Source organism: Streptomyces celluloflavus, assembly GCA_000720995.1.
Lineage (GTDB): Bacteria > Actinomycetota > Actinomycetes > Streptomycetales > Streptomycetaceae > Streptomyces > Streptomyces celluloflavus.
In genome coordinates this window covers 264,860-289,043 of sequence record JOEL01000001.1, presented here as the reverse complement: position 1 = coordinate 289,043, position 24,184 = coordinate 264,860, and the positions used below count along the sequence as shown (strand labels likewise).

Sequence of the window (24,184 nt, the reverse complement as noted above, 5' to 3'; positions counted from 1 at the left end):
GTCAGGGGGCGGGGCGGCCCCGGCCCCCGAGCGGGCGGGGCCGCCTCAGATCTCCGGCGCCGGTGGTCCGTCGCCGCGGTGCCGAGGGTGGTCGCGGTGCATTTGTACGCCCCTGCCCGGATGCAGGGGCAGTCAACACTGCGGAGGACGGGCGCAGCCCTGCCCCTCACCGCGGGCGCGGCGCTGATCGGGGTGCTGGACCACCGGGTCAGGTACGTGGTGACGACGTCGTCGTGCGCGATCGGTCCGGTGGTCGGCTCGGCCCCCGCACCGGAGGTGGTGCCGTCGCCGGGGACACCCCGGCCCGCACCGGACCCTGCCTCCGTGTCGGGACTGGACGGCGGCGTGCCCGCCGGTCAGGGCCGGCCGGAGTGACGACGGGGGCGGGGCGGTCGGCCGGCGGGCGGCCGTGTCACGGCAGCGGCATGAGCCGGTAGAAGACGGTGGTGACCAGATCGCGGGCGTAGCGCGGGTCGAGGAGCCCCGGGCGGAAGAGGATGCGGTACATCAGCGGGGCCACGATGTGGTCCATGACGGTGTCGGTGTCCGGCACGTCCTCACCGCGCTCCGCGGCGCGGTGGAGGATGGTGGTGACCTGTTCGACGGCGTAGCCGGAGCACTGTCCGGCGTTGCTGCCGTCCGGATCACCGGAGAGCGCGTCGCGGATGTAGGAGCGCCCCGGCGGGGAGGACATCTCCTCCAGGAAGTCGGCGGCCCAGTGCTCCAGGTCCTCGCGCAGATTCCCGTGGTCGGCCGGCTGTGCTTCCGGGCGCAGCCGCTCCACCGCGACGTCCGACAGCAGTTCGCTCAGGCTCCCCCAGCGGCGGTAGACCGTCGACGGGGTGACGCCGGCGCGCGCGGCGATCTGCGGGACGGTGAGATCGTCGCGGCCGTGTTCGGCCTGGAGTTCGCGCACCGCCGTGTGCACCGATTGCTGAACGCGGGCGCTGCGCCCTCCGGGGCGGGCCGCTGCTCTTGGGCTCATACCCAGCATCTTAACGCGAATTAATTGCTCGGCCCGGCGGCCCCGGCACCTCCCTGCCTCCCCTGGCGCGCCCGGCCGGGGCGGGGAGGCGCCGGGGCCGGTGCCGGGTCACGCGGCGACGGGGGCCAGGCGCGGGGCGGCTCCCCTGGCCTCCTCGTAGATCCGTCCGGTGCTCAGCAGCGCGGCTTCGGCGAACGGTCCGCCGATGAGCTGCATGCCGATCGGCAGCCCCGCACCGTCGAGGCCGACGGGCAGGGAGAGCGACGGCAGGCCCGTGATGTTCGCCGGCGCCGACAGCCTGACGTAGCTGTCGGACACGCTCTCCTCGGATCCGTCCGGCCAGCGCACCGTCTGCTGATCGCGGCGGGCGGCCGTGGAGGTCACCGTCGGCGCGGCGATGATGTCGACCTCGTCGAACAGCCGCGCCCACGCCCGCCGCATGAGGGTGCGGGAACGCTGGGCGCGCAGATAGTCGCCCGTCGGTACGAGTTCGCCGGCTTCCAGCAGGACGCGCACGTCGGGGCCGTACAGCTCGGGGGACGAGCGCAGCGTCCGCTGGTGGTAGGCGGTGGCCTCGGGCACCATGAGCCCCCATTGGGTGGCCTGGAGGTACTCGGCCATCGGGATGTCGATGTCCACGAGCACGGCCCCGAGTCCGGCCAGGTCGGCGAGGGCGCCGCGGACGGCCTTCGCCACCTCGGGCGCGACCCGGTCGAAGAAGTGGTTGCGGGGGACGCCGACGCGCAGCCCGGTGAGATCCCCGCCGGTGCGGTGCGGGCGGCCGGACGGCGGCACGTACGGCGAGGCCGGGCCGCCCGGATCAGGCCCGACGAGGGCGGCGAGTACAAGTTCGGCGTCCCGCGCGGTACGGGTGATCGGGCCGACGTGGTCCAGGGACCAGGACAAGGGCGTCACACCGCGCCGGGAGACGAGCCCATAGGTGGGTTTGAGCCCCAGGACGCCGTTCAGCGCCGAGGGGACCCGGATCGAGCCGCCGGTGTCCGTCCCCAGGGCGAAGGTCGCCTCACCCGCCGCGACGGCCACCGCCGATCCGCCGCTGGACCCGCCGGCCACCCGCTCGGGAGCCCATGCGTTGCCGGTCTGCGGGGTCGTCAGCCCGTAGGCGAACTCATGGGTGTGGGTCTTGCCCAGCAGGATGGCCCCGGCGTCCCGGAGCCGCGCCGCGACCGTACTGTCCCGGCGGGCCGTGTGGTGCTCGCGCACCCGGGAACTGGCCGTGGTCGGCAGCCCCTGGACGTCGATGAGGTCCTTGAGGCCCATCGGGATACCGTGCAGCGGACCGCGGTGGGCGCCGGCCGCGATGTCCCGTTCCGCCTGCCCGGCCGCCTGCCGCGCGGCGTCCGCGAAGACCGCGACGAAGGCGCCCAGGCTCCCCTCCACCGCCTCGATCCGCGCCAGGACGGAGTCGGTCAGTTCCACCGGCGAGAGTTCCCCGGACGCGATCGCCTGCGCCGCGTCGGCGAGCGACAGCTCATACGGCCGCATCGTTCCGCCCCTCCCCCACGAGGTGAGCGGCGTCGTACACCGCGGCCGGAGCGGTCTCGTCGAGGTCCAGCGCGCGCAGGGTGCCGATGACGCGCCGGATGTGGTTCGCCGTGGCGGTCACCAGGTCGAGCCGCTCCGCCTCCAGGGGGATGCCGGCCCGCAGGGCCTGGCGGGCCACCTCCTGCGGGGAGAGATCTGCGGTGGTCATCGGTGCGTCCCTTCGCCACGTAGGGGTGTGCGGCACACACCCCTAAAAGCTCTTTATTTGCGTTACCGGACCCTACGGCATACCGTCCACTAACGCAAAGAATCCGCTTTAGATGACGGGAGACGTCATGACCCAGCCCCTCCCCCCGCACGCCTCCGGCGGCCCGGCACCCACCTGGGCCGTGGGCGATCTGCTCGTGCACCGCATCGACGAAGCGGCGCTCCCACCGCAGACCGGCCCCTGGCTGCTGCCCGCCGCCACCCCCGGCACCGTGGGCGGCGCCCCGTGGCTCCGGCCGCACTTCGCCGGCCCCACCGGTGTGCTGCATCTGTCCAGCCACAGCTTCGCCGTCGAGGCGAACGGCCTGCGCGTCCTGATCGACACCGGGATCGGCAACGGCAAGACCCGGGCCAACCCGGCCTGGCACCACCTGGACACCGCGTATCTCCGGCGGCTCACCGGGGCGGGCTTCCCGCCCGAGAGCGTCGACCTGGTCATCCTGACCCATCTGCACACCGACCACGTCGGCTGGAACACCCGTGACGACGGCGGGACTTGGGTCCCCACCTTCCCTAACGCCCGGTACCTGACGTCCCGCGCCGAATGGGACCACTGGGCGGGAACGGACCTGGACGGGCCCCGTCGGCAGATGTTCCGCGACTCCGTCCACCCCGTCCGCGACGCCGGTCTGCTCGACCTGATCGACGTACCGGACGCGGGCGCCGAGGTGGCCCCCGGCATCCGTCTGCTGCCCACCCCCGGGCACACCCCGGGTCAGGTCGCCGTGGAGCTCCGCAGCGGCGGCCGGTCGGCCGTCGTCACGGGCGACTGCGTCCACCACCCCGTACAGCTGCACCAGCCCAACATCACCAGTTGCGTGGACTTCGATGCCGCCCAGGCCACCCGCAGCCGCCGCGACCTCCTCGCCGCGCTCGCCGACACCGAAGTCCTGCTCCTGGGCAGCCACTTCCCACCCCCGACCGCCGGCCTCGTCGTCTCCGAAGGGGACAACTACCGCCTCGCCCCCGTCCCCGGCACTGCCGGACCGACCTGGCCGGCGCACGGCACTGGCCGGTAAAGCCCGGTCGCCCTACCGAGGGGGCGCCCCGCGCACGCTCCTCGCCCGATGCACGTGCCGTCCGGAGAGCACCTCTCACCCGGTGGGCGTGCACTGGCCGTCACCGTGCGTGGTCACGACCAGCCGCCCTTACCCCGCTCGCCGCCCGAACGCCGACGGGCCGACCCCCTGCCGACACGAGACACCCTCAAACCGCGCCAATTACATCCTCGGGTCGTGAGTCCTGGAGATCAGGCGTGCTGCGGCACCTCGTCCTTCAGCATGCCGCGCAGCGTGGTGCGGAACTCAGAAGTGTCCTGGTGGCCGTGCACGGCGACGGCGTGCTGGGCGGCCGCCTGCATGACTTCCTCTTCCTCACCCGCGATGGTCAGGGAGCAGTGCGATTCACTGGGGTAGTCCCTGCAGTCCATGACCTTACGCATGGTCGCGCCTCCGCGATGGCGATGACTGCCGGCCTTGCCGCCCGAGGGGTGCACGGGCAGGAAGGCGGGGCAGATGCGGATATATGTCGCTTTCCATGATCCTCCTCGCGGGCCGGAGAGGGAAGCCCGAGGCCGGGCTCCCGTCGGGGACCGCACACCGCGATCCCCATAGCTCTCCAGCCCCCGGAGTCATCGCGTCCGGACGGACGCGTGCCGCCGGCGGGCTCCAGCGGCCGGCCGTCTGCGGCGGCTGCCGCTGCGCCCGGTCACAGCAGGGCCGGAAGTGGCCGATCGGCCGGCTGGTCCTCGGCGGGATCGCGCCGACGTTCCGGACGCGGGGCGGCCCGGCGGGACGCATCCGAGCGCGGCGGGGCGACGGGGCGACGGCGGCCGGCGCGGTCGTTCAGGGCCTGCGATACGGGGTTGGCGGTCACCGGGGCGTCGGCCAGGCGGCGCCAGACGCGGTGCGCGCGCACGGCTGCCGCCTCGCGGCGCGCGAGTCGGAGGGACGGACGGTGGAAGAAGGTGATGAACGCCATGGCGCTACCTCCTGAGTTCTGCGAGGGGCGGCTCAACCGCCCCAGGGGGAAAAGTAGTTGAGGCCGAACGCGCGGTCGGCCGGCAGGCGGGGCGGCCCCGGGGTGGGGCGGGCCGTGGTGACGATCGCGCGGGCCACGGGGCGCGGCAGGCCGAGATGGGTGGCCAGCCAGGAGGTGCGATGGCCCTGCCGGGCGAGCACCCAGGCGGCGTGGATGCGCAGATCGTAGACGGCTCCGTCCGGCAGGGACGCGGCATACGGCCCGGTGCCGGGATCTTCCAGCAGATAGGTGGTGGGGATCCCGTTCACGACGAGACAGAGGGTGGGCAGCGGCAGTTGCTGCTGAGGGGATGTACGGCTCATGGCGGCCTCCCGGGGAGGGGCGGCACGCGGAGTGCGCGGAATGCGTCAGCGCGTACCGGGAAGGGGTGAAAGGGTGCAGTGCGTGAGTTGTCGGCAACTCGGACTGTGATCCATCGATCACACCTCCTTCCCAGGGGCATGCGGAACGCTTCTCGCCATTGACGGTAGACGTATATTCCCGCCGCTCAACAGCCGGACGTCCCGATCACGAGGGACTAAAGTCCCTAAAGGCTTCGAGGGCGACGGCTGCCACTTATCCCCGGTTGACACTTCACCGCGCATATGACTCACTAATCGCGGCCATGCCTGGCCGCATCATTCCGCCGCGACCCGAGGAGGTGTTCGGGATGAGTCCGAGTCCGAGTCCCGACGGTTTCCCTGGCCGCAGCGTCTCCGCTCGCTGATCGCATCAGCGATACGCCCTGCCCTTTCCCGGGTTTCTGAGGGCTGCTCTCCCAGGTGATTCACCCGGCGGCACCCACCGCCATTCTTTCCCTTTTCCTTCTGGTGCCGGCCGCTCCTTCGGCCTGCCCGAAATCATCTCTGTGCGCGGGGCGTGCTTCGCCATGCCCGTTCGCACGGAGGGAGGTTTGCCATGAACAAGCAGATCCCATCGGTACGCCTGGCTCCGCCGGGCGACAACAACCGGAACCACAAGAACCACGAGACCCCCGAAAATCACGACACCCCTGTCGCACCCGCCCGCTCCCGCCGCGAGCGCAAGGCCGCCGAGCTGGAGACCCGTACCCGCGAAGTGGGCGCGCGGCTCGCCCAGTTCAGCGCGCAGCCGGCCCGCGAAGTCCTCCAGACGCTCGAAGCGAGCCACCGGGGGCTGCGCAAGGACCAGGTCTGTGAGCGTCTGGTGCGCCACGGCAACAACACCGTGGTGCACGAGAAGCCGCCGCACTGGACGGCCCAGCTGGTCAAATCCTTCTGGAATCCGTTCATCGCCGTGCTGATCGTGCTGGCGGCGGTGATGTACTGGCAGGACCCGGCGGACCCCGGCGTCGTCATCCTCTCCGTGATGATCGGCGTCAGCGGACTGCTCCGCTTCTGGCAGGAGTTCCGCTCCACCAAGTCCGCCGAGGCGCTCAAGGCGCTGGTGACCACGACCACCGCGGTACAGCGCCGTGACGACACCGGTTCCAAGGCGACGACCGAAGAAGTCCCGATGGAGCAGGTCGTCCCCGGTGACCTGGTCCGGCTCGCGGCCGGCGATATGGTCCCCGCCGACCTGCGGCTGCTCACGGCCAAGGACTTGATGGTCAGTCAGGCCGCCCTGTCCGGCGAGTCGCTGCCGGTCACCAAGGCCGACACCCGCGCCGATGACCTCGGCCAGCACGAGACCGGCGACCCGGTCGAGGCCGACAACCTCTGCCTGATGGGCACGTCCGTGACCTCGGGTACCGCAACCGGCGTGGTCGTGGCCACCGGCGCCGACACCTACTTCGGGTCGATGGCCGGGGCGCTGGTCGGCAACCGTCCGCAGACCAGCTTCGACATCGGCGTGAAGAAGGTCAGTTTCCTGCTGATCCGCTTCATGCTGGTCATGGTCCCGGTCGTGTTCGCCGTCAACGGCTTCACCAAGGGCGACTGGGACGAGGCGTTCCTCTTCGCGATCTCCGTCGCGGTCGGGCTGACCCCCGAGATGCTGCCGATGGTGGTCTCCGCGAACCTGGCGCGCGGCGCGGTCGCGATGTCCAAGCACAAGGTCGTCGTCAAGCAGCTCAACGCCATCCAGAATCTGGGCGGTATGGACGTGCTGTGCACGGACAAGACCGGCACCCTCACCGAGGACCGGATCGTCCTGGACCGCTACCTCGACGTCCACGGCAAGGAGGACAACGAGGTCCTCGAATACGCCTACCTCAACAGCCACTTCCAGACCGGGCTGCGCAACCTCATGGACCAGGCGGTCATCGACCGCGTGGACGAGGCCGAAGAGGTTGTCGTCGACACCCGCTTCACCATGGTCGACGAGATCCCCTTCGACTTCGCCCGCCGGCGGATGTCCGTGGTCCTGCGCCGCAACGAGTTCGGCGGTGCCGCGGCCGGCGTCCAGGAGCACGTACTGATCACCAAGGGCGCGGTGGAGGAGGTCCTCGACCTGTGCACGCACATGGTGGACCGCGGCGAGCGCGTCCCGCTCACCGAGCAGCTGCGCGCGCACGCCACGATGGTCAGCGAGAACCACAACCGCGAGGGGCTGCGGGTGCTGGCCGTCGCGACCCGCACGATGCCCGCCCTGCGCGACGCCTACTCCGTACGGGACGAGGCCGAGCTGACCCTGGTCGGCTTCCTCGCCTTCCTCGACCCGCCGAAGCAGGACGCGGCCGAGGCGCTGAAGGCGCTCGCCGACAACGGGGTGGCCGTCAAGGTCATCACGGGCGACAACGAGCTGGTCGCCGCCCGGGTCTGCGCCGATGTGGGCATCGATGTGGGCAGCGTCGTCACCGGCGCCCGGATCGACGGCCTCGACGATGTGCAGCTGATCCAACTGGCCCGTACGACCTCGGTGTTCGCCAAGGTCAACCCCGTCCAGAAGGCCCGGATCGTGCGCGCCCTCAAGGCGGACGGGCACACCGTCGGGTTCCTCGGCGACGGCATCAACGACGCCGCGGCGCTGCGCGAGGCCGACGTCGGCATCTCGGTGGACACCGCGGTCGACATCGCCAAGGAGTCCGCGGACATCATCCTGCTGGAGAAGGACCTGACCGTCCTGGAGCAGGGCGTCCTGATGGGGCGTCAGACCTTCGGCAACACCATCAAGTACATCAAGATGACGGCCTCCTCGAACTTCGGGAACGTCTTCTCGGTGCTGATCGCCTCGGCCTTCATCCCCTTCCAGCCGATGCTCGCCATCCACCTGCTGGTGCAGAACCTCTGCTACGACATCTCGCAGCTGTCCATCCCCTGGGACCGGATGGACAAGGAGTATCTGCGCAAGCCGCGGACCTGGGACGCCAGGGGCATCGGCCGGTTCATGATCCGTATCGGTCCGATCAGCTCGATCTTCGACATCACCACCTTCCTGGTGATGTGGCATGTGTTCAGCGCGAACACCGGCGCGGAGCAGACCCTGTTCCAGTCCGGCTGGTTCATCGAGGGACTGCTCTCCCAGACGCTGATCGTGCACATGATCCGCACCCAGAAGATCCCCTTCATCCAGTCCCGGGCCTCGCTGCCGGTGCTGCTGCTCACCGGCGCGATCATGGCATTCGGCATCTTCCTGCCGTTCTCACCGCTGGCACCGGCGCTGTCGATGGAGCCGCTGCCGATGAGCTACTTCCCGTGGCTGATCGGGACGCTCCTCGCCTACTGCGCGCTCACCCAGGTCGTGAAGACCTGGTACATCCGCCGCTACCACAGCTGGCTGTAGAGCCCGCGGTACGCACCGCGTACGCGGACACCGCCGGTGGGTTGGTCCTCGGGACCGGCCCACCGGCGGTGTGGCTGGCGGGCTGGGGCCGTGTCGGGGTCTCCGGTCGTTCCGCCTCCGTCATTCTGCGCGTGGCCGGGCCACGCCTCTACGCCTCTACGCTTCGCGGAGTTGTACGCGGGAGAAGCCCCGTCTCTCCCCCGGAACGCGGCACGGCCGGTCGCGGGACCCAATCCCTCTCCCCCCGGATCGGAATCGCCCCCGAAACCTGCCTGAGCGCCGCCCGGAATGCCCCGCTGACAGCCTTCGACGGGGGCGTGGCCGCCCGCGTGGGCAGGGTCGCGGGTGAGGGCCCGCCCATCCCCGTCCGGACCTCTCCACCCCTCCCTGTGCCCCTTGCCCGACAGGGCCTGACCTGGTCTTTCACCTCGTTCAGCCGTACCGTCCCCGCATCGGGAAAGGGGACTTGATGGACCGGAACATCCGCACGGTCGATGATGTGCTGCGGCTCCTGGACGGCCTGTTCGCGCCGGAGGCCGACCGCTGGACGGCCGGTGCGGCCACCTGGTGGGACGACTTCTACACCGACCGCTCCAGACCGGTGCCGTTCTTCGTGGCGAAGCCGGACGAGAACCTGGTCTCGTACCTCGACCGAAGCCTGCTCGCTCCAGGCCGGGCCCTCGATCTGGGCTGCGGTCCGGGCCGCAACGCTCTCCATCTGGCGTCCCTGGGGTTCCGGGTGGACGCCGTCGACCTCTCCCCGGCGGCCATCGGCTGGGCCGGGGAGCGCGCCCGCGAGGCCGGCGCCGACATCCAGTTCCACTGCGGCGACATCTTCGACCTCACCGCGACCGAACTGGGCGGCCCGTACGACCTGATCTACGACTCGGGCTGTTTCCACCACCTGCCGCCCCACCGCCGCATCAGCTATCTCGCCCTTGTGGAACAGGTCCTGTCCCCCGGCGGCCATCTCGCCCTCACCTGCTTCGCGTCGGGAGCGATGGGATCCGAACTCCCCGACCCGGCCTTCTACCGCCGGGCCCGCCTCCACGGCGGCCTCGCCTACACACCGGAGTCCCTGCGCTGGATCTTCTCCGACCTGACGGAGATCGAGCTGCGCCGCATGCGCGACGAACCGCCCGAGTCGCCCTATTTCGGCGAACCGTTCCTGTGGACGGCGCTCTTCCGCCGCGGGTAGGCATGATCGCTACGGGGCGGGTGCGCCCGCCCCGTAGCCATCGCGGCTACCCGCGGCGGTCTCAGTGCTGGACCGAGGCGGACAGCGAGAAGTCCGCGAACTCCGCCCGCTCCGTCTTCTTCGGACCCCAACTGGTGTCATGGCCGCCGAAGAAGGTGGAGAAGAAGACACCGCCGAAGTCGATACCGGAGATACCGGAAGCGGTGCCCTTGGCGACGAGGGCCTGCTTGCCGTCGTACCAGACGGTGACGTCGCCGGTGGTCCGGTTCACCAGCTGCTCGACGGTGTGCCAGCCGCCGTCGGCGAGCCACCGCCAGGACCCCAGGCCCACGTCGACGCCGTAGCCGGTGGGGCCGGAATTGGTGGGCGTGTAGAGGTAGACCTCGCCGTCGTCGGGGTGGGACTTGGCGCGGAACATATAGCGGGTGGACCAGCCGCGGCCGTGGTTGCCGCCGGACTCCGCACCGATCTTGCCGCCGTACAGGCCCGGCAACTTGCCGCCCTTGCCGAAATCGAAGCCGGCGGGGAGCTTGAGCCCGTACTTCAGGTCCAGTGTGGCGGACTTGGCCAGGTCGCTCCGGCCGATCGCGCCGAGCTGGGTGTAGAACTGCCCGCCGCCCGGATTGGGGCAGTCGGAGCAGGAGTTCGCCGACGAGCCCGCACCGTAGGTGACCTGGAGCGCGGAACCGTCACCCGGGACGGAGGCATCCTTGACGCCCTTGAGCTGGGACGAACCCCAGGCACCCGAGGAGGCCACACCCCAGGACTTCTTCCAGGCGCCGGACCCGTAGCCGGAGAACTGCCCGCTCCAGGGACCGGACCCGAAGGCGGCGTCGACCCCGGAGGCGGCGGGGGCGACAGGCCCATCGGGGGCCGCGCCCAGCAGACCGACGCCCACCACACCGGCACAGGCCAGAGCACCGCAGGCGGCCAGGAGCGAGCCACGGCCGGAGCGGCGACGCTCCCCCGTGACACGGCGGCGGAAGGAAACAGACATCGCACTCCTCGGAGCTCAGGGGGGTGAGCGGATCTGTCCGTACCGACGTTCATCAACATGAACATTCAGTACATCCGTGAATACGGCTGGGTGAGATTAGCGCGGGGGGGGTTCCGGGCGTCCAGGGGTACGGGGTGCCGGACGCCTGTGGTTCAGCGCGCCGTCGTCCGGGGAGCGCGAACAACCTGCCGGCCGTCGGGAGCGGCGCACGCTTCGGGCTGCGGCGCAGTTCCCGGCTGCTGACCGGAATCGGCGTGGCGGGTGAGTCCCTTGCCCGTCGCCTCTGTCCAGATCCGCCGGGCCAGCACGTCGGCGGCGGCGCCTCCGTCAACGATCAAGTCGCAGTCGTGGCGTACGGGTTCGACGTACTTCTCGTGAGCCGTGCGCCGGTGGTTCAGGTAGTTCCGCAGGAGGACGTCGAGGGGGAAGCCGTCCCGCAGGCACTTGCGCTGGATCTTCCGGGCCAGGCGGAGGTCGGCCGGCAGGTCGACGAAGACGTCGAAGCGCGGGCACGGCGCCGTCAGGGTGACACGGCGGGCGAACAGGCCGTCGACGATGACGACGGAGGTGGCGGTCAGCGCGGCGTCCACATCGTGACCGAGACGCCCGAGGTCCATCGAGCGGGGATCGCCGACATCCAGCCGCGGCACCCCGGCCTCATCCGGCATCCACACCCCGCGCTCGGGGGTGCCGAAGTAGTAGTCGTCGCCGTGGAAGACCCGCACGGGGGCCCGGGAGGCCGTGGCCGCCAGTGCGGTCGCCAGCGTCGTCTTCCCGGCACCGGCCCCTCCGGTCAGCGTCACCAGCATCCGGTCCACCTTCCCCGCCCGTCCCGCCTCCGCGACGAACCGAGGATCGCATACGGGGGTGCGGCCCGACGGGTTCACATCGCGAGGAGGAGCACGGGGGCGATCCACGAGATACCCACCGCTCCAGGGCGTCGGCGGCGTCGCGGGCCAGGAAGCCGTAGCACGCGCACTTGTGACCAGGACGCCGACCGGCCAGCTGACTCCGCCGGAGCCGGCCTCCCGGAATCGCCGACCCTTCGGGCGCAAGCCATCCCCGGCCGAACGGCCCGCCGGACGCGACGGCGAGTTCGACATCGGCATACGGCGAGGCCAACTACGTACTCATGACAGCCCGTTGGCCGGCATGCGGACTCCTGACGGAAGGGACACGAGTCCCGCCCAACTCCACTGAAAACGCCCGGCCGTCAACTGTCGGCTATCAGCTGTCAGGCAGGAGCCACGTGATCGCCGCTCGATGAGGGCGGGGAGGCCAGTGTGGCCAGGTAGTCGTCAAGGAGTTCGACCTGGTGGTGCAGTGGGAACGCCGCGGGGTCGAACAGGGCCTGTACCACCAGGCCGAGGACGAAGGACTGGGCGCCGGCCGCGATGCGCGCCGGGTCTCCGGCGGGCAGTTCGCCGAGTTGCTGGGCTGCGGCGACCAGCTCGCGGAGCTTGTCGCGGCTCTGCGCGTACTTGCGGGCGTAGTCGCCGCTCAGTGCGGGGTCGGCGAGCGCGGTGTCCCAGGAGGACACCCAGATCCGGTTGCTGTCGGTGGCCTCGGCGGTCAGCGGCAGGACGTCCAGCAGCGCGGCCCGCACGGCGGACACGCCTTTCCCGGCCGGGCGCCGGGGGCGGGCGGCGGTTCGCCGTTCGAGCAGGTCGAGGGCGTGCGCAACCAGGTCGCGTTTGGCGGGGAAGTAGTGGGTCAGCAGGCCGGTGGTCGCGTCGAGCTCGGCGGCGACGGCGCGCAGGGTCAGTCCGCCGAAGCCGTGCGCGGCCAACACCCGCCAGACCGCCTCGGAGACGTCCCGACGACGGGCCTCGTGGTCACCCTTGGTACGTGGCATGCTGCTACGGTACATAACCGTAACGCTTGTTGTGTAAATGCTTGAGTGCTGTCACTGCGAGGTCATCATGTTCTCCCTTCCGCTGCGGGACAACGCCCGCCTCCGCCCCCTTGAGGTATGGCACGCCGAGGAATTCGCCACCCATCTCGACCGGGCTCGCGAACACATCCGGCCGTGGGTCGGGCCGGCGTTCGTCACCGACGATCTCGACGGGGCGCGGGCCACACTGCGCCGGTACGCCGAGCGCCAGGCCGCGGACGGCGCCCGCCTCTACGGCATCTGGCTCGACGGCACGCTGGTCGGCGGCGTGCTGTTCGTGGACTTCGACTCCACCTGGGGTTCCTGCGAGATCGGTTGCTGGCTGGAACCGGCCGCCGAGGGCCACGGCCTGATCACCGAGGCGTGCCGCACCTTGCTGGACTGGGCGTTCGCCTCCCGGGGGATGCACCGCGCCGAGTGGCACTGCCGGGCCGACAACGCGCGCAGCTCCGCGGTGGCCGAGCGGCTCGGAATGACACTTGAGGGCGTACGGCGCGAGTACTGGCCCTACGGCGGTACCCGCCACGACAAGCAGATCTGGGGGATCCTCGCCTCCGAATGGCGATCACCTCGCCAGTGACCTCCGGCACCGCCACGCGGCCACAGCGGCGGCAGACAAGGCAGGCATGGCGCGACCCCCGCCGGTAGTCGGCCGCCCGCCTTACGTCGGCGCTTCTTGCCAGTGCGCCGGGATGCAACCAGCAGCGGCTCGGCACCACGCCGCCCGACGCCAACTTTTTCTGACGCTTCGCCAGAACCTCACCGCCGGAACCGCCCCGCTCCGGTATCGAAAGAGTGGTTTAGCTCCATTGCCGTTAATATCCCGAAAAATACGCGAGACGCTTATTTCTTCCTTACTTCGGAGCGCCGGTCCGTCCGGATCGGCCGCTCTCCGGGGTTCGTCCTTGTCGTAGAAGGAGTTGGAGAATGTCCGTACGTCGCGTCATAGCCGTCGCCGTGAGCCTGTTCGCGCTGTCCCCGCAGCTGTCCGCCACGGCCGCCACCGGTGCCGAGGCCCCCTCCGCCGCGTTCGTCGTCAGCCAGTCCCAGTTCGACAAGATGTTCCCGAGCCGCAACGCCTTCTACACCTACAAGGGCCTGACCGACGCGTTGAGCGCCTACCCCGGCTTCGCCACCACCGGCAGCGAGACGACCAAGAAGCGGGAGGCGGCGGCCTTCCTCGCCAACGTCAGCCACGAGACCGGCGGTCTGAAGTACATCGTCGAGCAGAACACCAGCAACTACAGTCACTACTGCGACAAATCGAAGTCCTACGACTGTCCGGCCGGGGAGAGCGCCTACTACGGGCGCGGCCCGCTCCAGTTGAGCTGGAACTACAACTACAAGGCGGCCGGTGACGCCCTGGGCATCGACCTGCTGCACGACCCGTACAAGGTGGAAAAGGACGCCGCCGTCTCGTGGAAGACCGGCCTGTGGTTCTGGAACACCCAGAAGGGCGCCGGCACCATGACCCCGCACGACGCGATGGTCAACAACAAGGGCTTCGGTGAGACGATCCGGAGCATCAACGGCGCCCTGGAGTGCAACGGCAAGAACCCGAACGAGCGCCAGGACCGCATCAACCTCTACGAGAAGTTCGTCGGCGTCCTCGGCACCGACGCCGGCGGCAACTTGTCCTGCTGATCTCCGCCGCTGCCGGAACCGGGCGGTGCGGGGGGCGACCTCCCGCACCGCCCACCGCCGTAGGCACGTCGCCAGGGCCGGACCGACCGATGCCCGCCCCGTCGGACTTCGAGCCGTCGCAGACCGCGCGGACGCGCTGTACGGCGGCCACGGTCCCGCGTCAGCCGTAGGCGGGTGGGGCGGCCGTGTCGTGGTGCCGGTCGGGCCGGGGCACGGCCGCACGGTGGGGCGTGATGGCGAACTGGGCCGCCTGCCGTTCGTACATGCGCCGGTAGCTGCCTCCCTCCAGGGCCATGAGATCGGAGTGGGTGCCCTGCTCGATGAGCCGGCCGTGATCGAGGGTGTAGATGTGGTCGGCGTTGGCCGTCGCCGCCAGGCGGTGGGTGATCAGCAATACCGTGGTGCCGTGGTCGGCGAGGGAACGCAGGGCCTCGAATGCCTCGATCTCGGCGTCCGGGTCGAGGGCGGCGGTGGGCTCGTCGACGATCAGCAGGGGCGCCTGCCGGTAGCGGGCGCGGGCGCTGCCCAGGCGCTGCCACTGCCCTCCGGAGAGCTGCGTACCGCGCTCGAAGCCCTTCATCACCAGGCTCTGCCAGCCGTGCGGCAGGGCGGCGATGACCTCATCGGCGTCGGCCTCGGTGACGGCCTTTTCCACGCGTGACTGGTCGAAGGGTCGGGCGCTGCGGCCGATGTGGACATTGGCCGCGGCCGTCATCGGCCAGCGGGGGAAGTCCTGCCCGAGGAGGCCGACCTGGTCGAACAGCTCCTGCCGGTCGGCGGCGCGCACATCGACGCCGTTCCACCGGATCGTGCCGTCCGACGGCAGATACAGTCCGGCGACGAGTTTGGACAGGGTGCTCTTGCCCGAGCCGTTGCGGCCGACGAGGGCGATGACCTTGCCCTGCGGGATGGTCAGGCTGACCTCGTGCAGTGCGGGTGTCTCCGCGCCCGGGTAGGTGAAGGAGACGTTCTCCAGCCGGATCTCCGCCAGCGGCCGGGGCAGCGCCACGCCGCCGGTGGGCAGGGCGTGCCGCTCGGCCAGCTCGCAGGCGCCGTCCAGATCCTTGAGGTACAGGGTCTCTTCGAAGAGGCGGTTGACCTGGGTGACCAGCCCCGTCAGGCTCGCGCCGGCCGCGCGGACGGCGATGACCGCGGTGCCGGCGACGGCCAGCGCCATCCCGCCGGAGGTCAGCAGGAGCCAGAGCACCGCGTACGCGGCGAGCGCGGCGGCGCCCGAGAGTGCGGAGGCGACGGTCTGGGTGGTCGCCTGGGCGCGGGCCAGCCGCCGTTGCTCGCCCTCCATCGTGATGGACATATCGGTGTAGGCGTCGACGAGCAGTTGTCCGGCGCCGTGCACCCGGATCTCCGCGGCGGGCTGCTCCCGGGTGATCTCGTTGCTGATGATGCCGATCGCCCGGCGGTGTTCGAGCCACGCCTGCCGGGACGCGTACCGCCGACGGGCCGTGAACACCGCGCCCCACGCCTTGGGGGCGGCGATCAGCACGAGCATGGCCACCAGCAGCGGGTGCAGCAGGAACAGCACTCCGGCCGAGGCGACAAGGCCGATCAGGGCGTTGACGACGGTGATGGAGGAGCCGAGCATGACGCGGATGGAGTCGGTGCCGAACCGTCCGGCGGCCAGCGTGCGGTGGATGTCCTTGTCCTCCAGCGCGGCCAGCTCGATGCGTACGGCTCCGGCGTAGAACCGGGCCGTGCACACCCGTTCCACCTGCGGTTCCAGCCGGCCGGAGGCGCCCACCGACACGGCGGAGAGCAGCGCGCCCGCACCGGCCACCGCGCTCACCGCGAGAATCGCGGGCAGGGCCTGCCGCAGCCGGTCCGCGGTGGGGCCGGCGGCGAAGAGCGCCACCAGGGCGCTGTTGGTGGCGACCAGGCCGAAGGCCCGGGTCAGGCCCTGCCCCAGCTCGGCCCCCAGCAGCGTCAGCAGGGCCCGGGGATCGACCTGCCAGGCGGCGCGGCCCACGACGGCGGCCATGGCCGGGAACTGGCGGGCCATGGCCCAGAACCCCATGCGCAGCAACGGCCTCTCGTGCCGGGTGAAGGGCAGGTCGTAGCGCAGGGCACCGCCGAAGAGGAGCTTCTCGGTCTGCGATACGGGCAGCGGGCGCGGCGCCGGGCGCCGCCAGAACCTCATACCCGCCTCGCCGGGACGGTGGAGACGGGCGGGTTCGCGAAGTCCGTTGGGGCGGTGCCGGGTTGATCGGTGTCCACGGAGATAACGGCCTCCAGGCGGTTCGGTGGAAGCAGCAGGCGCGGCCGACGCACGCGTCGGCGCACGAGCAGGCGACGAGGCGATGAGTGGATGGGGTGATGGGGCGGCGCAGGAATCTCGCGGAAGACGTCGCGGTCCGGCAACTGCCGGTCACCGCGACGGCCGGGAGCCCGTTCCCGGGCCGGTCCAGAACTCTATCCGCCCGCGCCGACGACGGTGGGGGAATTCCGGAAGCCGCCGCGATGGCGGCGCGTTGGCACGCCCGCATCACGTGGCGGTGCCGCCCCCGCAGCCGCCTCCCGCCCGCTCAGCGTTCGGCGAGCGGTCAACTCGAATGACGCAGGCGGCTGTTGGCGCAGGTTTGACGCTGCGCCATGCGGCCGAGCCGGCACGTCCCTGCCCCACCGGCGGCCGTCAGCCGGGCAGGTTCCGTTCCGCCGCTTCGCCGTCCGAGGGGGTGTCGATGACCGGTACCGGATCGAGGCCGAGCTGTTCCGCGATCCGGGTCAGCAGGACGTCCTGCGCGGCGAGATGGCTCTGCAGGTGCGCGACCTCGTGCAGGGTCGCGCTCGCGTCGTGGAACGTCGCCTCCGAGCGCTTGTCGGACGCGGCGGCCTGGACGTTCTGGCCGACCATGATGACGGACAGCAGCACCAGTTGGAGGAACGTCTGCGCCACCCAGGAGACGACCGACGCGGCACCGCCGCGGATCGCGTCCGGGAGACTGATCAGGTCGAAGAGCGCGAAGGCGTAGGCGCACCACATGCTGCCGACCGCCCGCGTGACCAGGATCGCGACCTTCGTGTTGAACCGGGTGATCGCGTTTCCCTGCGAGAGCTGATCGGCTACCTTCACCGGGCCCTGGGCATGCCGTGCGGTGATGTGCGGATGGGGCAGGTGCTGGTAGATCGTCATGGCCCGACTCCCTGTCGATGGGACGACCGCCAAGGGTGGTGTGCCGGCCACGGTGGGGGCGGCGGCCGTACCCTTCCGCAGGGCCGAACCCCCATCGGCAGCGGACCCGTGCACAGGGGGTCCATGGCGTTGGCTCACCGAGTGCGGCGACCGGTTCGTCACCCGCCCCTGCTCCGGCAGTGATCCGGCAGTCGCTCCGCAACGCCCCTACCTGATCGGCACGTTCGGCCGGAAGAGCAGGTTTCCCGACATCATGAGACTTCTACCAGCGGGTGCCGGGGCGGTCGAGTGCCTGGGCGTTCCCGGCGGTGGCTTTGACGTGACGTTTGCGCGCCCTTCACCCGGAGCCGGGCCGCCGACAGGCACGGGCCCGAGCGGCCGCCCCCGTACCGGGACACCTGAGGCAGCCGGGATACCCGGGACGCAAGGGGTCGGACACTCCCACCCGCCACACCGCCCCGCCCGCTACCGGACGGCCACGCACCACAGCCGGACCGGAACGCCCTGGTCAGCCCCCCACCGGCAGGCGGGGCACGCTCGACAGCAGCCGGCGCGTGTACCCGTGCGACGGCGCGCCCAGTACCGACCGCGTCGCGCCGGACTCCACCACCCGTCCCCGTTCCAGTACGGCGGTGTGTTCGCAGAGCGCGGCGACCACCGACAGATCGTGGGAGACCATCACCACCGTCAGCCCCGTCGTCTCCTTCAGCTCCGCCAGCAGGTCGACCACCTTCACCCGGGTCGTCACGTCCAGCGCCGACACCGGTTCGTCGGCGAGCAGGATCCGCGGGTCGCAGACCGTGGCCCGCGCGATGGCGATGCGCTGCCGCTGCCCGCCGGAGAACTCGTGCGGATAGCGGTCGGCGGCGTCCGCCGGCAGTCCAACCCGTTCCAGGGCCCGGCCCACGAGGTCGCCGGCCGCCGCCCCGGAGGCGATCCTGAGTGACCGCAACGGCTCGCCGACGATCCGCCGCACCTGCTGGCGCGGGTCCAGTGACGCATACGGATCCTGGAAGACGCACTGCACGCTCCGCCGGAACCGCCGCATCTGCTCCCGGTCCCGCAGCCGCAGCGCGTCCCCGTCGAAACGGACCTCGCCGGACGTGGGCCGGGCCAGGCCGAGCAGCATCCGCAGCAGCGTGGTCTTGCCCGCGCCCGACTCCCCGACCAGCGCCAGGCTCTGCCCGGCGGTCACCGCGAGCGAGATGTCCGCGACGACGGCCGCCTCGCTCCCCCGGTACGCGTACGACACCGAGTCCAGTTCCAGCACCGGCGACGATGTCACTGTGCACCTCCGAAGGAATCCAGCGCCGATTCCAGTTGCCGTGCGCTGTCCACCAGCGCCTTGGTGTACGCCTCGCGCGGCGCGCGCACGACCTCGTGTACGTCCCCGGACTCCACCGCGTGCCCGTCCTTCATCACCAGGACCCGGTCCGTCACCCGCGCCACCACGGCCAGGTCATGGCTGACGAACGCCACGGCCATGTCCCGTTCGCGGACGAGGGTGTCGACGAGGTCGAGCATCTCGGCCTGCACGGTGACGTCGAGGGCGGTCGTCGGCTCGTCGGCGATCAGCAGCGCCGGGTCGCAGGCGAGTGCCATGGCGAGCGCGACGCGCTGGCGCTGGCCGCCGGAGAGTTCGTGCGGGAACGCGCGCGCGATACGGGCCGGGTCGGGCAGCCGGACCCGTTCCAGCGCCTCCGCGACCGCGCGCCGCAGTGCCGCGCCCGTCACGCCCCGCCTCCTGCGCAGCGGTTCGGCGATCTGCCGCCCCACCCGCATCAGGGGGTCGAGGGCCGTCAGCGGCTCCTGGAAGACGATCGCCGCGCCGCGTCCCCGCACCCCGGCCAGTGTCTTCTCGCTCGCGCCGATGATCTGCGTGCCGTCGAGTACGACACTGCCGCTCGCGGTCATGCCGTCGGGCAGCAGGCCGAGCACCGCCAGCGTCGTCAGGGACTTGCCCGAGCCCGATTCCCCGATGAGGCCGAGGCGCTCGCCGCGCGCCACGGAGAAGGTGAGGCCGGTGACGAGGGCCCGCCCCGTGCCCGTACGGATCGTCAGGTCCCGTACCTCCAGAAGCGCGCTCATGCCGCCGCCCTTCCGCGCCGCGTCGTCGGGTCCAGTACGTCCCGCAGCCCGTCCGCGATCAGGTTCACGCCGATGACGAGCAGCACGAGCAGGACTCCGGGGGCCAGTGCGCCCGCGGGCGCCGTGGTGAAGGTCGCCTGCGCCTCCTGGAGCATGCGGCCCCACGAGGCGTTGGGCGGGGGCGCGCCGAGGCCCAGGTAGGACAGGCCCGCCTCGGCGAGCACCGCGAGGCCGAACTGGAGCGCCAGGTTCACGACCAGCGTGGGCCAGATGTTGGGCAGGACGTGTCCGGCGGTGATCCTGGGCCAGGACGTCCCGGATGTGCGGGCCGCCGTGATGTAGTCCTGAGCGAGCACCCGCTTCACCAGGATTCTCGTGAGGCGCGCCACCACCGCGCTCTGCGCCAGGCCGATCGCGAGGATCGCGGAGCCGAGGGTCGCCGAGCGCGCCGCGACGATGAGCATGGCGAGCAGCAGCGTCGGGAAAGCGATGAGGATGTCGAGCAGCGCGGAGAGGGTGTCGTCGAACCAGCCCTGTGCGTACGCGGCGAGGACGCCCAGTGTGACGCCGATGAGCGCCGCGATCAGTACCGAGCCGAGGCCCGCCTCCAGGGCGATCCGCGATCCGGTCATGAGCTGGGTGAACAGGTCGCGCCCGAGTTTGTCGGTGCCGAGCAGATGCCCGTCACCGGGGCCCGCGAGCCGGCCGCCCGAGGTGTCCGCGGGGTCGTAGGGCAGCCAAACCAGCGAGACGAGGGCGAGCAGCACGACGAGCCCGGCGAGCACGGCCCCCGTCCACAGGGTCGGTGAGCGGCGCTTCACCGCACCCCACCTCCCGAGAGCCGTCCGCGCAGCCGCGGGTCGACGATCCGCTGCACCAGGTCCGCGGCGAAGCCGATGAGCAGTACCGCGAGTGTCGACACGAAGAGCACTCCCTGGATGACGGGGTAGTCGTGCTGGGCGATGCCCGTGGCGAGCAGGGAGCCGAGGCCGGGCAGTGCGTACACGGATTCGACGACGACCGCGCCGAGCAGCGTCGAGGCGAGTTCGATGCCGAGGACCGAGATCACCGGGACGGCGGCGTTGCGCAGCCCGTGCCGCCACATGGCCCGCCCGAACGAGGACCCCAGGGCCCGCGCCGTCCGCAGGTATTCGCTGCCGAGCACGTCGAGTGCGGCGGAGCGGACGTAGCGGATGAGGGAGGCGGACATCACGAGTGCCACGGTCACGACCGGCAGGACCAGCGAGCTGATGGCGTCACCCGGCGCGTCCCAGCCGTCCTGCGGGAAGCCGCCCGAGGGCAGCCAGCCCGCGTTGAGCGCGAAGACGGCGATGAGGATCATGCCGAGCCAGAACACCGGTACCGCGATGCCCAGTTGGGAGACGCCGTTGAGCAGAGCCCCGTACCAGGTGTGCCGTTTGTACGCGGCGAGGAAGCCGGCCGGGACCGCGATGAGGACCGCGAGCACGAACGCCGAGAGGGTCAGCGGCACCGTGACGTTCAGGCGCTGCGCCACCTCGGGGCCGACCGGCAGCGAGCTGACGAAGGACGTGCCGAGGTCGCCGCCCGCCAACTGGCCGATCCAGTGGGCGAACTGCTGGGGAAGCGGCCTGTCGGAGCCGATGGAGTGCCGGGCCGCGGCGATCTGCTCCGGTGAGGCGCCCACGGAGGTGAGCGCGTTCGCCGGATCGCCGGGCAGCATCCGCAGCAGCACGAAGAGCACGATGCTCGCGAGAGCGAGGGAGACCAGCAGGAACACCAGTCTCCGTACGAGGTACCGAGTCATGACGGAATCCGGGTCCCCGCGTCAGCGCTTCTCGATGTTGTACGCGAAGAACTGCGAGTTGAGGCCGTTGACCGGGTAGCCCGACAGCTTGCTGTTCGCGACGACGATCTGCGGGTACAGGTACAGCCAGTCGCTCGCCGCGTCCTCGGCCGTCTTGCGGTTGGCCTTCTTCAGCAGCTCGGTCTGCTCGTCGGTGGTCGAGGCCCGCTCGGCCTGCTCGATCCAGTTCTGGACCTGCTTGTCGTCGTAGCCCCAGTAGAAGTCGGGGTTGCCGTACCAGACCAGATCGCGGTCGTTGACGTGCTCCTGCAAGGTGGCCGTGAAGTCGTGGTTCTTGTAGACCTTCGTGTACCACTGGTCGGGCGTGATCGTGTTGATCTCGACGGTGATGCCGACCTTGGCGAGCTGCGACTTGATGAACGTGGCGACGGTGGGGTGCGGGTCGTAGTTCGGGGTGTCGAGCGTGAAGCTGAAGCCCTTCGCGTACCCCGCCTCCGCCAGGAGCTTCTTCGCCTTGTCGACGTCGTAGGCGTTGACCTTGGTCAGGTCCTCGTACCAGGGGTCGGTGGGCGGCACCATCGAGCCGATCAGCTTGCCGTAGCCGCCCCAGACGGAGTCGAGGAGCTTCTTGTCGTCGATGGCCGCGGAGACCGCCTGCCGGACCTTGACGTCGGTGAACGGCTTGGCCTTGTCGTTGAAGGCGAGCAGCAGCTTGGTCGTCGAGTTGCCGTCGTTGACCTTGTAGTTCCGCTGGGACTTGAACTGGTCGAGGGCGTCGGGCGACTGCTCGCTCGTGACCACGTCCACGCCATTGGTCAGCAGCGCGTTGTTCAGCGCGGTCGCGTCCTTGTAGTAGTGGAAGACGACCTGCTTGTTCTTGGCGGCGTCGCCCCAGTAGCCCGCGAAGCGGTCGAGGCTGAGGGCCGAGCCGCGCGTCCACTTGTTCAGCTTGTACGGACCGGTGCCGTCCTCGGTCGTCTTCAGCTCCTTGGCCTGGGAGTTGATGACCCAGACGTAGGAGAGGTTGTAGACGAAGGAGACCGACTTCTTCGAGAGCGTGACCCGCACGGTCTTCGCGTCGGGCGTGGCGATGTCCTTGACGACTTCGAGGTCGGCCTTGCGCGCGGACTGCGAGTCCTTCGCGAGCACCTTCTCCAGGCTGTACTTGACGTCCTGGCTGGTGAGCTTCTTACCGCTGTGGAAGGTCACACCGTCGCGCAGGGTGAAGGTGTAGGTGAGCCCGTCGCCGCTGACCTTGTAGTCCTGGGCGAGCAGCTTCTCGACCTTGCCCGCGTCGGTGAGCCGGAACAGCCCCTCGTAGACATTGCCGTTGAGCGCCTCGGTGACGCCCTGGCCGCCGCCCGCGGTGTTGTCGAGGTTCTGCGGCTCGTAGAGCGAGCCGATGTTGACGGTGGCGTTCTTGTCGTACGCGCCGTTGGCCGCCCCGCCGCCGTGCGCACCGCCGCCGCATGCGGCGAGGGTCACGGCGAGGGCGAGGGTGAGCACGCCGGCGGACAGGGGCTTCTTGCGGAGCTTCATGGGGTGCCTTTGTACGAGTGCTGCTGCGGGGCGGTCGGTCAGTGGGTGCCGGCGTAGCCGTCGCGGAAGACCGGGAGCTTCTCGCCCGCCTCGACGGGCAGGTGGAAGCGGTTCTGCCGCGGCGGCATCGGACAGTTGTACTGATCGGAGAAACCGCAGGGCGGTACGAAGGCCCGGTTGAAGTCGAGGAGCACCCGCCCTTCGCCGGTGTGCCGGACGAAGAGGAAGCGGCCCGCGCCGTACGTGGTGTCCCCGTTGGTCGGGTCGCCGAAGACGAGCAGCAGCGTGCCGTCGTCGTCGAAGGCGCTGAGCGTGTAGTCGGTGCCGCCGACGGTGAGCGCGATATCGCCGGGGACGACGAGGTCGCGGGTGCCGCCGTTGTCCCGGATGTGCTCGAAGGCGACACGGCGGGCGCCCTCGACGGGGGTGTAGGTGGCCTCCAGGACCCAGGCGGGGTCGTACGGGAAGGCGTCGGTGCGCACGAAGTGGCCGATGGCCGGGGAGGCCGCGTCCCAGAAGCGCAGGCCGTGCTCGGCCTCGCCGGTGATCATGCCGGTCCGCGCGACCGTGGTGACGGTCACGGACTCGCGCTGCCCGGTGCGGGCGGCGTCGAGGTCGGGACGTTCACCGGCGGGGAGCCAGCGGGTCTCGACGAGGGCGAGGTTGCCGGTGGGAGCGGTGACGGAGCGGTGGCGCTCGGTACGCCACGCTTCCCAGGGGGCGCTGGCACTGGCTATGTCGGGCATGGCGGCACTCATTCGCGTAGAAACTCGTCAGCATCCACGCCGGCGGCCACGCTGGGTGAAGCTTGAACCAAAGGATCTTCTTTATCTCCCATAAGGGAAGCTAATGTCAAATGCCGCCAACCAGTGAGACGGGGACGAACCAGGAATACGCGCACCGCCGGTCCCCGCCGAAGGCCGAGTGGGGACGAGGGGACGGCGGGCGGCAGCCGCAGCCCGGTTCCGCCGGTGCTCAACCGCCCGCGAGGCGGCGCTCCACGCTCTCGACGTTGCCGGTCAGCCCGCCGCGGACACCGGGGCGCAGATCCGCCTTGAGGGTGAGCGAGGCCCGCGGGGCCCGCGCGGTCACGGCGTCCACCGCCTGCTTGATCACCGGCAGCACCTCGTCCCATTCGCCCTCGATGGAGGTGAACAGGGCATCGGTGCGGTTCGGCAGACCGGAGGCGCGCACCACGCGCACCGCGTCGGCCACATAGTCGGAGACGTGCTCGCCGACCCCGAGCGGCGTGATCGAGAAGGCAAAGATCATGCCCGGCAGCCTGACAGGCGGCGGCTCGCCCCTCCGCACAACGCGCCGACCCCGCCCGCCACCCCGGCCGACGGCCCTTCCGTTGGCGGACACGAGGGCGGGGCGGCGGCCGATGCCCGGCCGCCGCGGATCGACGGAC

General features: G+C 70.7%; 24 protein-coding genes. 6 read left to right on the top strand and 18 right to left on the bottom strand.

The window, feature by feature from the left end; all coding sequences use genetic code 11:
- Positions 1-120 precede the first annotated feature (120 nt).
- Positions 121-375, top strand: a complete 255-nt coding sequence (locus IH09_RS01080) for a hypothetical protein (protein ID WP_190233173.1) — start codon at positions 121-123, stop codon at positions 373-375.
- 37 nt (positions 376-412) lie between these two features.
- On the opposite strand, the gene IH09_RS01075 is transcribed toward IH09_RS01080, so the two are convergent.
- From IH09_RS01075 to IH09_RS01065, 3 genes are all read right to left on the bottom strand, one after another.
- On the bottom strand, positions 413-985 hold the full coding sequence (locus IH09_RS01075; protein ID WP_052853430.1) for a TetR/AcrR family transcriptional regulator: 573 nt from the start codon (positions 983-985) through the stop codon (positions 413-415).
- A 108-nt stretch (positions 986-1,093) separates the two neighbouring features.
- Positions 1,094-2,491, bottom strand: coding sequence for an amidase (locus IH09_RS01070; protein ID WP_052853288.1), 1,398 nt, complete (start codon positions 2,489-2,491; stop codon positions 1,094-1,096).
- Complete coding sequence (locus tag IH09_RS01065) at positions 2,478-2,699, bottom strand: hypothetical protein (RefSeq protein ID WP_052853287.1); 222 nt, start codon at positions 2,697-2,699, stop codon at positions 2,478-2,480. The genes IH09_RS01070 and IH09_RS01065 overlap by 14 nt, the downstream gene beginning before the upstream one ends.
- Before the next feature lie 127 nt (positions 2,700-2,826).
- Between IH09_RS01065 and IH09_RS01060 the strand changes: the two genes are divergently transcribed.
- The gene (locus IH09_RS01060) at positions 2,827-3,777 is read left to right on the top strand and encodes an MBL fold metallo-hydrolase (RefSeq protein WP_052853286.1); all 951 of its coding nucleotides are present in this window, start codon (positions 2,827-2,829) and stop codon (positions 3,775-3,777) included.
- A 230-nt stretch (positions 3,778-4,007) separates the two neighbouring features.
- Here IH09_RS01060 and IH09_RS01055 read toward each other — a convergent pair whose 3' ends face one another.
- The 3 genes from IH09_RS01055 to IH09_RS01045 form a co-directional block, all read right to left on the bottom strand.
- Positions 4,008-4,199 carry a DUF1059 domain-containing protein gene (locus tag IH09_RS01055; RefSeq protein WP_052853285.1) on the bottom strand — a complete coding sequence of 64 codons (192 nt, stop codon included), beginning with the start codon at positions 4,197-4,199 and terminating at the stop codon, positions 4,008-4,010.
- A gap of 266 nt (positions 4,200-4,465) precedes the next feature.
- On the bottom strand, positions 4,466-4,738 hold the full coding sequence (locus tag IH09_RS01050) for a hypothetical protein (RefSeq protein ID WP_052853284.1): 273 nt from the start codon (positions 4,736-4,738) through the stop codon (positions 4,466-4,468).
- Between the two features lie 32 nt (positions 4,739-4,770).
- A complete protein-coding gene (locus tag IH09_RS01045; protein WP_052853283.1) occupies positions 4,771-5,100 on the bottom strand; it encodes a hypothetical protein in 330 nt (109 codons plus the stop codon).
- 595 nt (positions 5,101-5,695) lie between these two features.
- Here IH09_RS01045 and mgtA point away from each other — a divergent pair.
- Both mgtA and IH09_RS01035 read left to right on the top strand, forming a co-directional pair.
- A complete protein-coding gene (gene mgtA / locus IH09_RS01040; protein ID WP_110951977.1) occupies positions 5,696-8,479 on the top strand; it encodes a magnesium-translocating P-type ATPase in 2,784 nt (927 codons plus the stop codon).
- 469 nt (positions 8,480-8,948) lie between these two features.
- The gene (locus IH09_RS01035; RefSeq protein ID WP_052853282.1) at positions 8,949-9,677 is read left to right on the top strand and encodes a class I SAM-dependent methyltransferase; all 729 of its coding nucleotides are present in this window, start codon (positions 8,949-8,951) and stop codon (positions 9,675-9,677) included.
- Positions 9,678-9,738: 61 nt separating this feature from the next.
- Here IH09_RS01035 and IH09_RS01030 read toward each other — a convergent pair whose 3' ends face one another.
- From IH09_RS01030 to IH09_RS01020, 3 genes are all read right to left on the bottom strand, one after another.
- Positions 9,739-10,674: a polysaccharide lyase gene (locus IH09_RS01030; RefSeq protein WP_190233172.1), complete on the bottom strand. Its 936-nt coding sequence runs from the start codon at positions 10,672-10,674 to the stop codon at positions 9,739-9,741.
- A 152-nt stretch (positions 10,675-10,826) separates the two neighbouring features.
- Positions 10,827-11,483: a uridine kinase family protein gene (locus tag IH09_RS01025; protein WP_110951976.1), complete on the bottom strand. Its 657-nt coding sequence runs from the start codon at positions 11,481-11,483 to the stop codon at positions 10,827-10,829.
- Between the two features lie 425 nt (positions 11,484-11,908).
- Entirely contained in the window at positions 11,909-12,529 is a 621-nt protein-coding gene (locus IH09_RS01020; RefSeq protein ID WP_094792814.1) for a TetR/AcrR family transcriptional regulator, read from the bottom strand.
- A 67-nt stretch (positions 12,530-12,596) separates the two neighbouring features.
- Between IH09_RS01020 and IH09_RS01015 the strand changes: the two genes are divergently transcribed.
- Positions 12,597-13,148, top strand: coding sequence for a GNAT family N-acetyltransferase (locus IH09_RS01015; RefSeq protein WP_052853280.1), 552 nt, complete (start codon positions 12,597-12,599; stop codon positions 13,146-13,148).
- Positions 13,149-13,495: 347 nt separating this feature from the next.
- Entirely contained in the window at positions 13,496-14,212 is a 717-nt protein-coding gene (locus tag IH09_RS01010) for a chitinase (RefSeq protein WP_052853279.1), read from the top strand.
- Between the two features lie 160 nt (positions 14,213-14,372).
- On the opposite strand, the gene IH09_RS01005 is transcribed toward IH09_RS01010, so the two are convergent.
- The 9 genes from IH09_RS01005 to IH09_RS00965 form a co-directional block, all read right to left on the bottom strand.
- Positions 14,373-16,367: an ABC transporter ATP-binding protein gene (locus tag IH09_RS01005; RefSeq protein ID WP_052853278.1), complete on the bottom strand. Its 1,995-nt coding sequence runs from the start codon at positions 16,365-16,367 to the stop codon at positions 14,373-14,375.
- A gap of 492 nt (positions 16,368-16,859) precedes the next feature.
- The gene (locus tag IH09_RS01000) at positions 16,860-17,360 is read right to left on the bottom strand and encodes a DUF1003 domain-containing protein (protein WP_052853277.1); all 501 of its coding nucleotides are present in this window, start codon (positions 17,358-17,360) and stop codon (positions 16,860-16,862) included.
- A gap of 508 nt (positions 17,361-17,868) precedes the next feature.
- Positions 17,869-18,645, bottom strand: coding sequence for an ABC transporter ATP-binding protein (locus tag IH09_RS00995; RefSeq protein WP_052853276.1), 777 nt, complete (start codon positions 18,643-18,645; stop codon positions 17,869-17,871).
- Positions 18,642-19,448, bottom strand: coding sequence for an ATP-binding cassette domain-containing protein (locus IH09_RS00990; RefSeq protein ID WP_052853275.1), 807 nt, complete (start codon positions 19,446-19,448; stop codon positions 18,642-18,644). The genes IH09_RS00995 and IH09_RS00990 overlap by 4 nt, the downstream gene beginning before the upstream one ends.
- A complete protein-coding gene (locus tag IH09_RS00985; protein WP_052853274.1) occupies positions 19,445-20,269 on the bottom strand; it encodes an ABC transporter permease subunit in 825 nt (274 codons plus the stop codon). Before IH09_RS00985 ends, IH09_RS00990 begins: the two co-directional genes overlap by 4 nt.
- Complete coding sequence (locus tag IH09_RS00980; RefSeq protein ID WP_052853273.1) at positions 20,266-21,234, bottom strand: ABC transporter permease; 969 nt, start codon at positions 21,232-21,234, stop codon at positions 20,266-20,268. The genes IH09_RS00985 and IH09_RS00980 overlap by 4 nt, the downstream gene beginning before the upstream one ends.
- A gap of 21 nt (positions 21,235-21,255) precedes the next feature.
- Positions 21,256-22,773 carry an ABC transporter substrate-binding protein gene (locus IH09_RS00975; protein ID WP_052853272.1) on the bottom strand — a complete coding sequence of 506 codons (1,518 nt, stop codon included), beginning with the start codon at positions 22,771-22,773 and terminating at the stop codon, positions 21,256-21,258.
- Positions 22,774-22,811: 38 nt separating this feature from the next.
- The gene (locus tag IH09_RS00970) at positions 22,812-23,531 is read right to left on the bottom strand and encodes a DUF1684 domain-containing protein (RefSeq protein ID WP_052853271.1); all 720 of its coding nucleotides are present in this window, start codon (positions 23,529-23,531) and stop codon (positions 22,812-22,814) included.
- 217 nt (positions 23,532-23,748) lie between these two features.
- A complete protein-coding gene (locus IH09_RS00965; protein WP_052853270.1) occupies positions 23,749-24,045 on the bottom strand; it encodes a thiamine-binding protein in 297 nt (98 codons plus the stop codon).
- Positions 24,046-24,184: the final 139 nt, after the last annotated feature.

What these genes read in the sequence shown, in the direction of transcription:
- IH09_RS01080 (WP_190233173.1), top strand. Translation starts at nt 121, where the DNA reads ATGCAGGGGCAGTCAACACTGCGGAGGACGGGCGCAGCCCTGCCCCTC.
- IH09_RS01075 (WP_052853430.1), bottom strand. Translation starts at nt 985, where the DNA reads ATGAGCCCAAGAGCAGCGGCCCGCCCCGGAGGGCGCAGCGCCCGCGTT.
- IH09_RS01070 (WP_052853288.1), bottom strand. Translation starts at nt 2,491, where the DNA reads ATGCGGCCGTATGAGCTGTCGCTCGCCGACGCGGCGCAGGCGATCGCG.
- IH09_RS01065 (WP_052853287.1), bottom strand. Translation starts at nt 2,699, where the DNA reads ATGACCACCGCAGATCTCTCCCCGCAGGAGGTGGCCCGCCAGGCCCTG.
- IH09_RS01060 (WP_052853286.1), top strand. Translation starts at nt 2,827, where the DNA reads ATGACCCAGCCCCTCCCCCCGCACGCCTCCGGCGGCCCGGCACCCACC.
- IH09_RS01055 (WP_052853285.1), bottom strand. Translation starts at nt 4,199, where the DNA reads ATGCGTAAGGTCATGGACTGCAGGGACTACCCCAGTGAATCGCACTGC.
- IH09_RS01050 (WP_052853284.1), bottom strand. Translation starts at nt 4,738, where the DNA reads ATGGCGTTCATCACCTTCTTCCACCGTCCGTCCCTCCGACTCGCGCGC.
- IH09_RS01045 (WP_052853283.1), bottom strand. Translation starts at nt 5,100, where the DNA reads ATGAGCCGTACATCCCCTCAGCAGCAACTGCCGCTGCCCACCCTCTGT.
- mgtA (WP_110951977.1), top strand. Translation starts at nt 5,696, where the DNA reads ATGAACAAGCAGATCCCATCGGTACGCCTGGCTCCGCCGGGCGACAAC.
- IH09_RS01035 (WP_052853282.1), top strand. Translation starts at nt 8,949, where the DNA reads ATGGACCGGAACATCCGCACGGTCGATGATGTGCTGCGGCTCCTGGAC.
- IH09_RS01030 (WP_190233172.1), bottom strand. Translation starts at nt 10,674, where the DNA reads ATGTCTGTTTCCTTCCGCCGCCGTGTCACGGGGGAGCGTCGCCGCTCC.
- IH09_RS01025 (WP_110951976.1), bottom strand. Translation starts at nt 11,483, where the DNA reads ATGCTGGTGACGCTGACCGGAGGGGCCGGTGCCGGGAAGACGACGCTG.
- IH09_RS01020 (WP_094792814.1), bottom strand. Translation starts at nt 12,529, where the DNA reads ATGCCACGTACCAAGGGTGACCACGAGGCCCGTCGTCGGGACGTCTCC.
- IH09_RS01015 (WP_052853280.1), top strand. Translation starts at nt 12,597, where the DNA reads ATGTTCTCCCTTCCGCTGCGGGACAACGCCCGCCTCCGCCCCCTTGAG.
- IH09_RS01010 (WP_052853279.1), top strand. Translation starts at nt 13,496, where the DNA reads ATGTCCGTACGTCGCGTCATAGCCGTCGCCGTGAGCCTGTTCGCGCTG.
- IH09_RS01005 (WP_052853278.1), bottom strand. Translation starts at nt 16,367, where the DNA reads ATGAGGTTCTGGCGGCGCCCGGCGCCGCGCCCGCTGCCCGTATCGCAG.
- IH09_RS01000 (WP_052853277.1), bottom strand. Translation starts at nt 17,360, where the DNA reads ATGACGATCTACCAGCACCTGCCCCATCCGCACATCACCGCACGGCAT.
- IH09_RS00990 (WP_052853275.1), bottom strand. Translation starts at nt 19,448, where the DNA reads ATGAGCGCGCTTCTGGAGGTACGGGACCTGACGATCCGTACGGGCACG.
- IH09_RS00980 (WP_052853273.1), bottom strand. Translation starts at nt 21,234, where the DNA reads ATGACTCGGTACCTCGTACGGAGACTGGTGTTCCTGCTGGTCTCCCTC.
- IH09_RS00975 (WP_052853272.1), bottom strand. Translation starts at nt 22,773, where the DNA reads ATGAAGCTCCGCAAGAAGCCCCTGTCCGCCGGCGTGCTCACCCTCGCC.
- IH09_RS00970 (WP_052853271.1), bottom strand. Translation starts at nt 23,531, where the DNA reads ATGAGTGCCGCCATGCCCGACATAGCCAGTGCCAGCGCCCCCTGGGAA.
- IH09_RS00965 (WP_052853270.1), bottom strand. Translation starts at nt 24,045, where the DNA reads ATGATCTTTGCCTTCTCGATCACGCCGCTCGGGGTCGGCGAGCACGTC.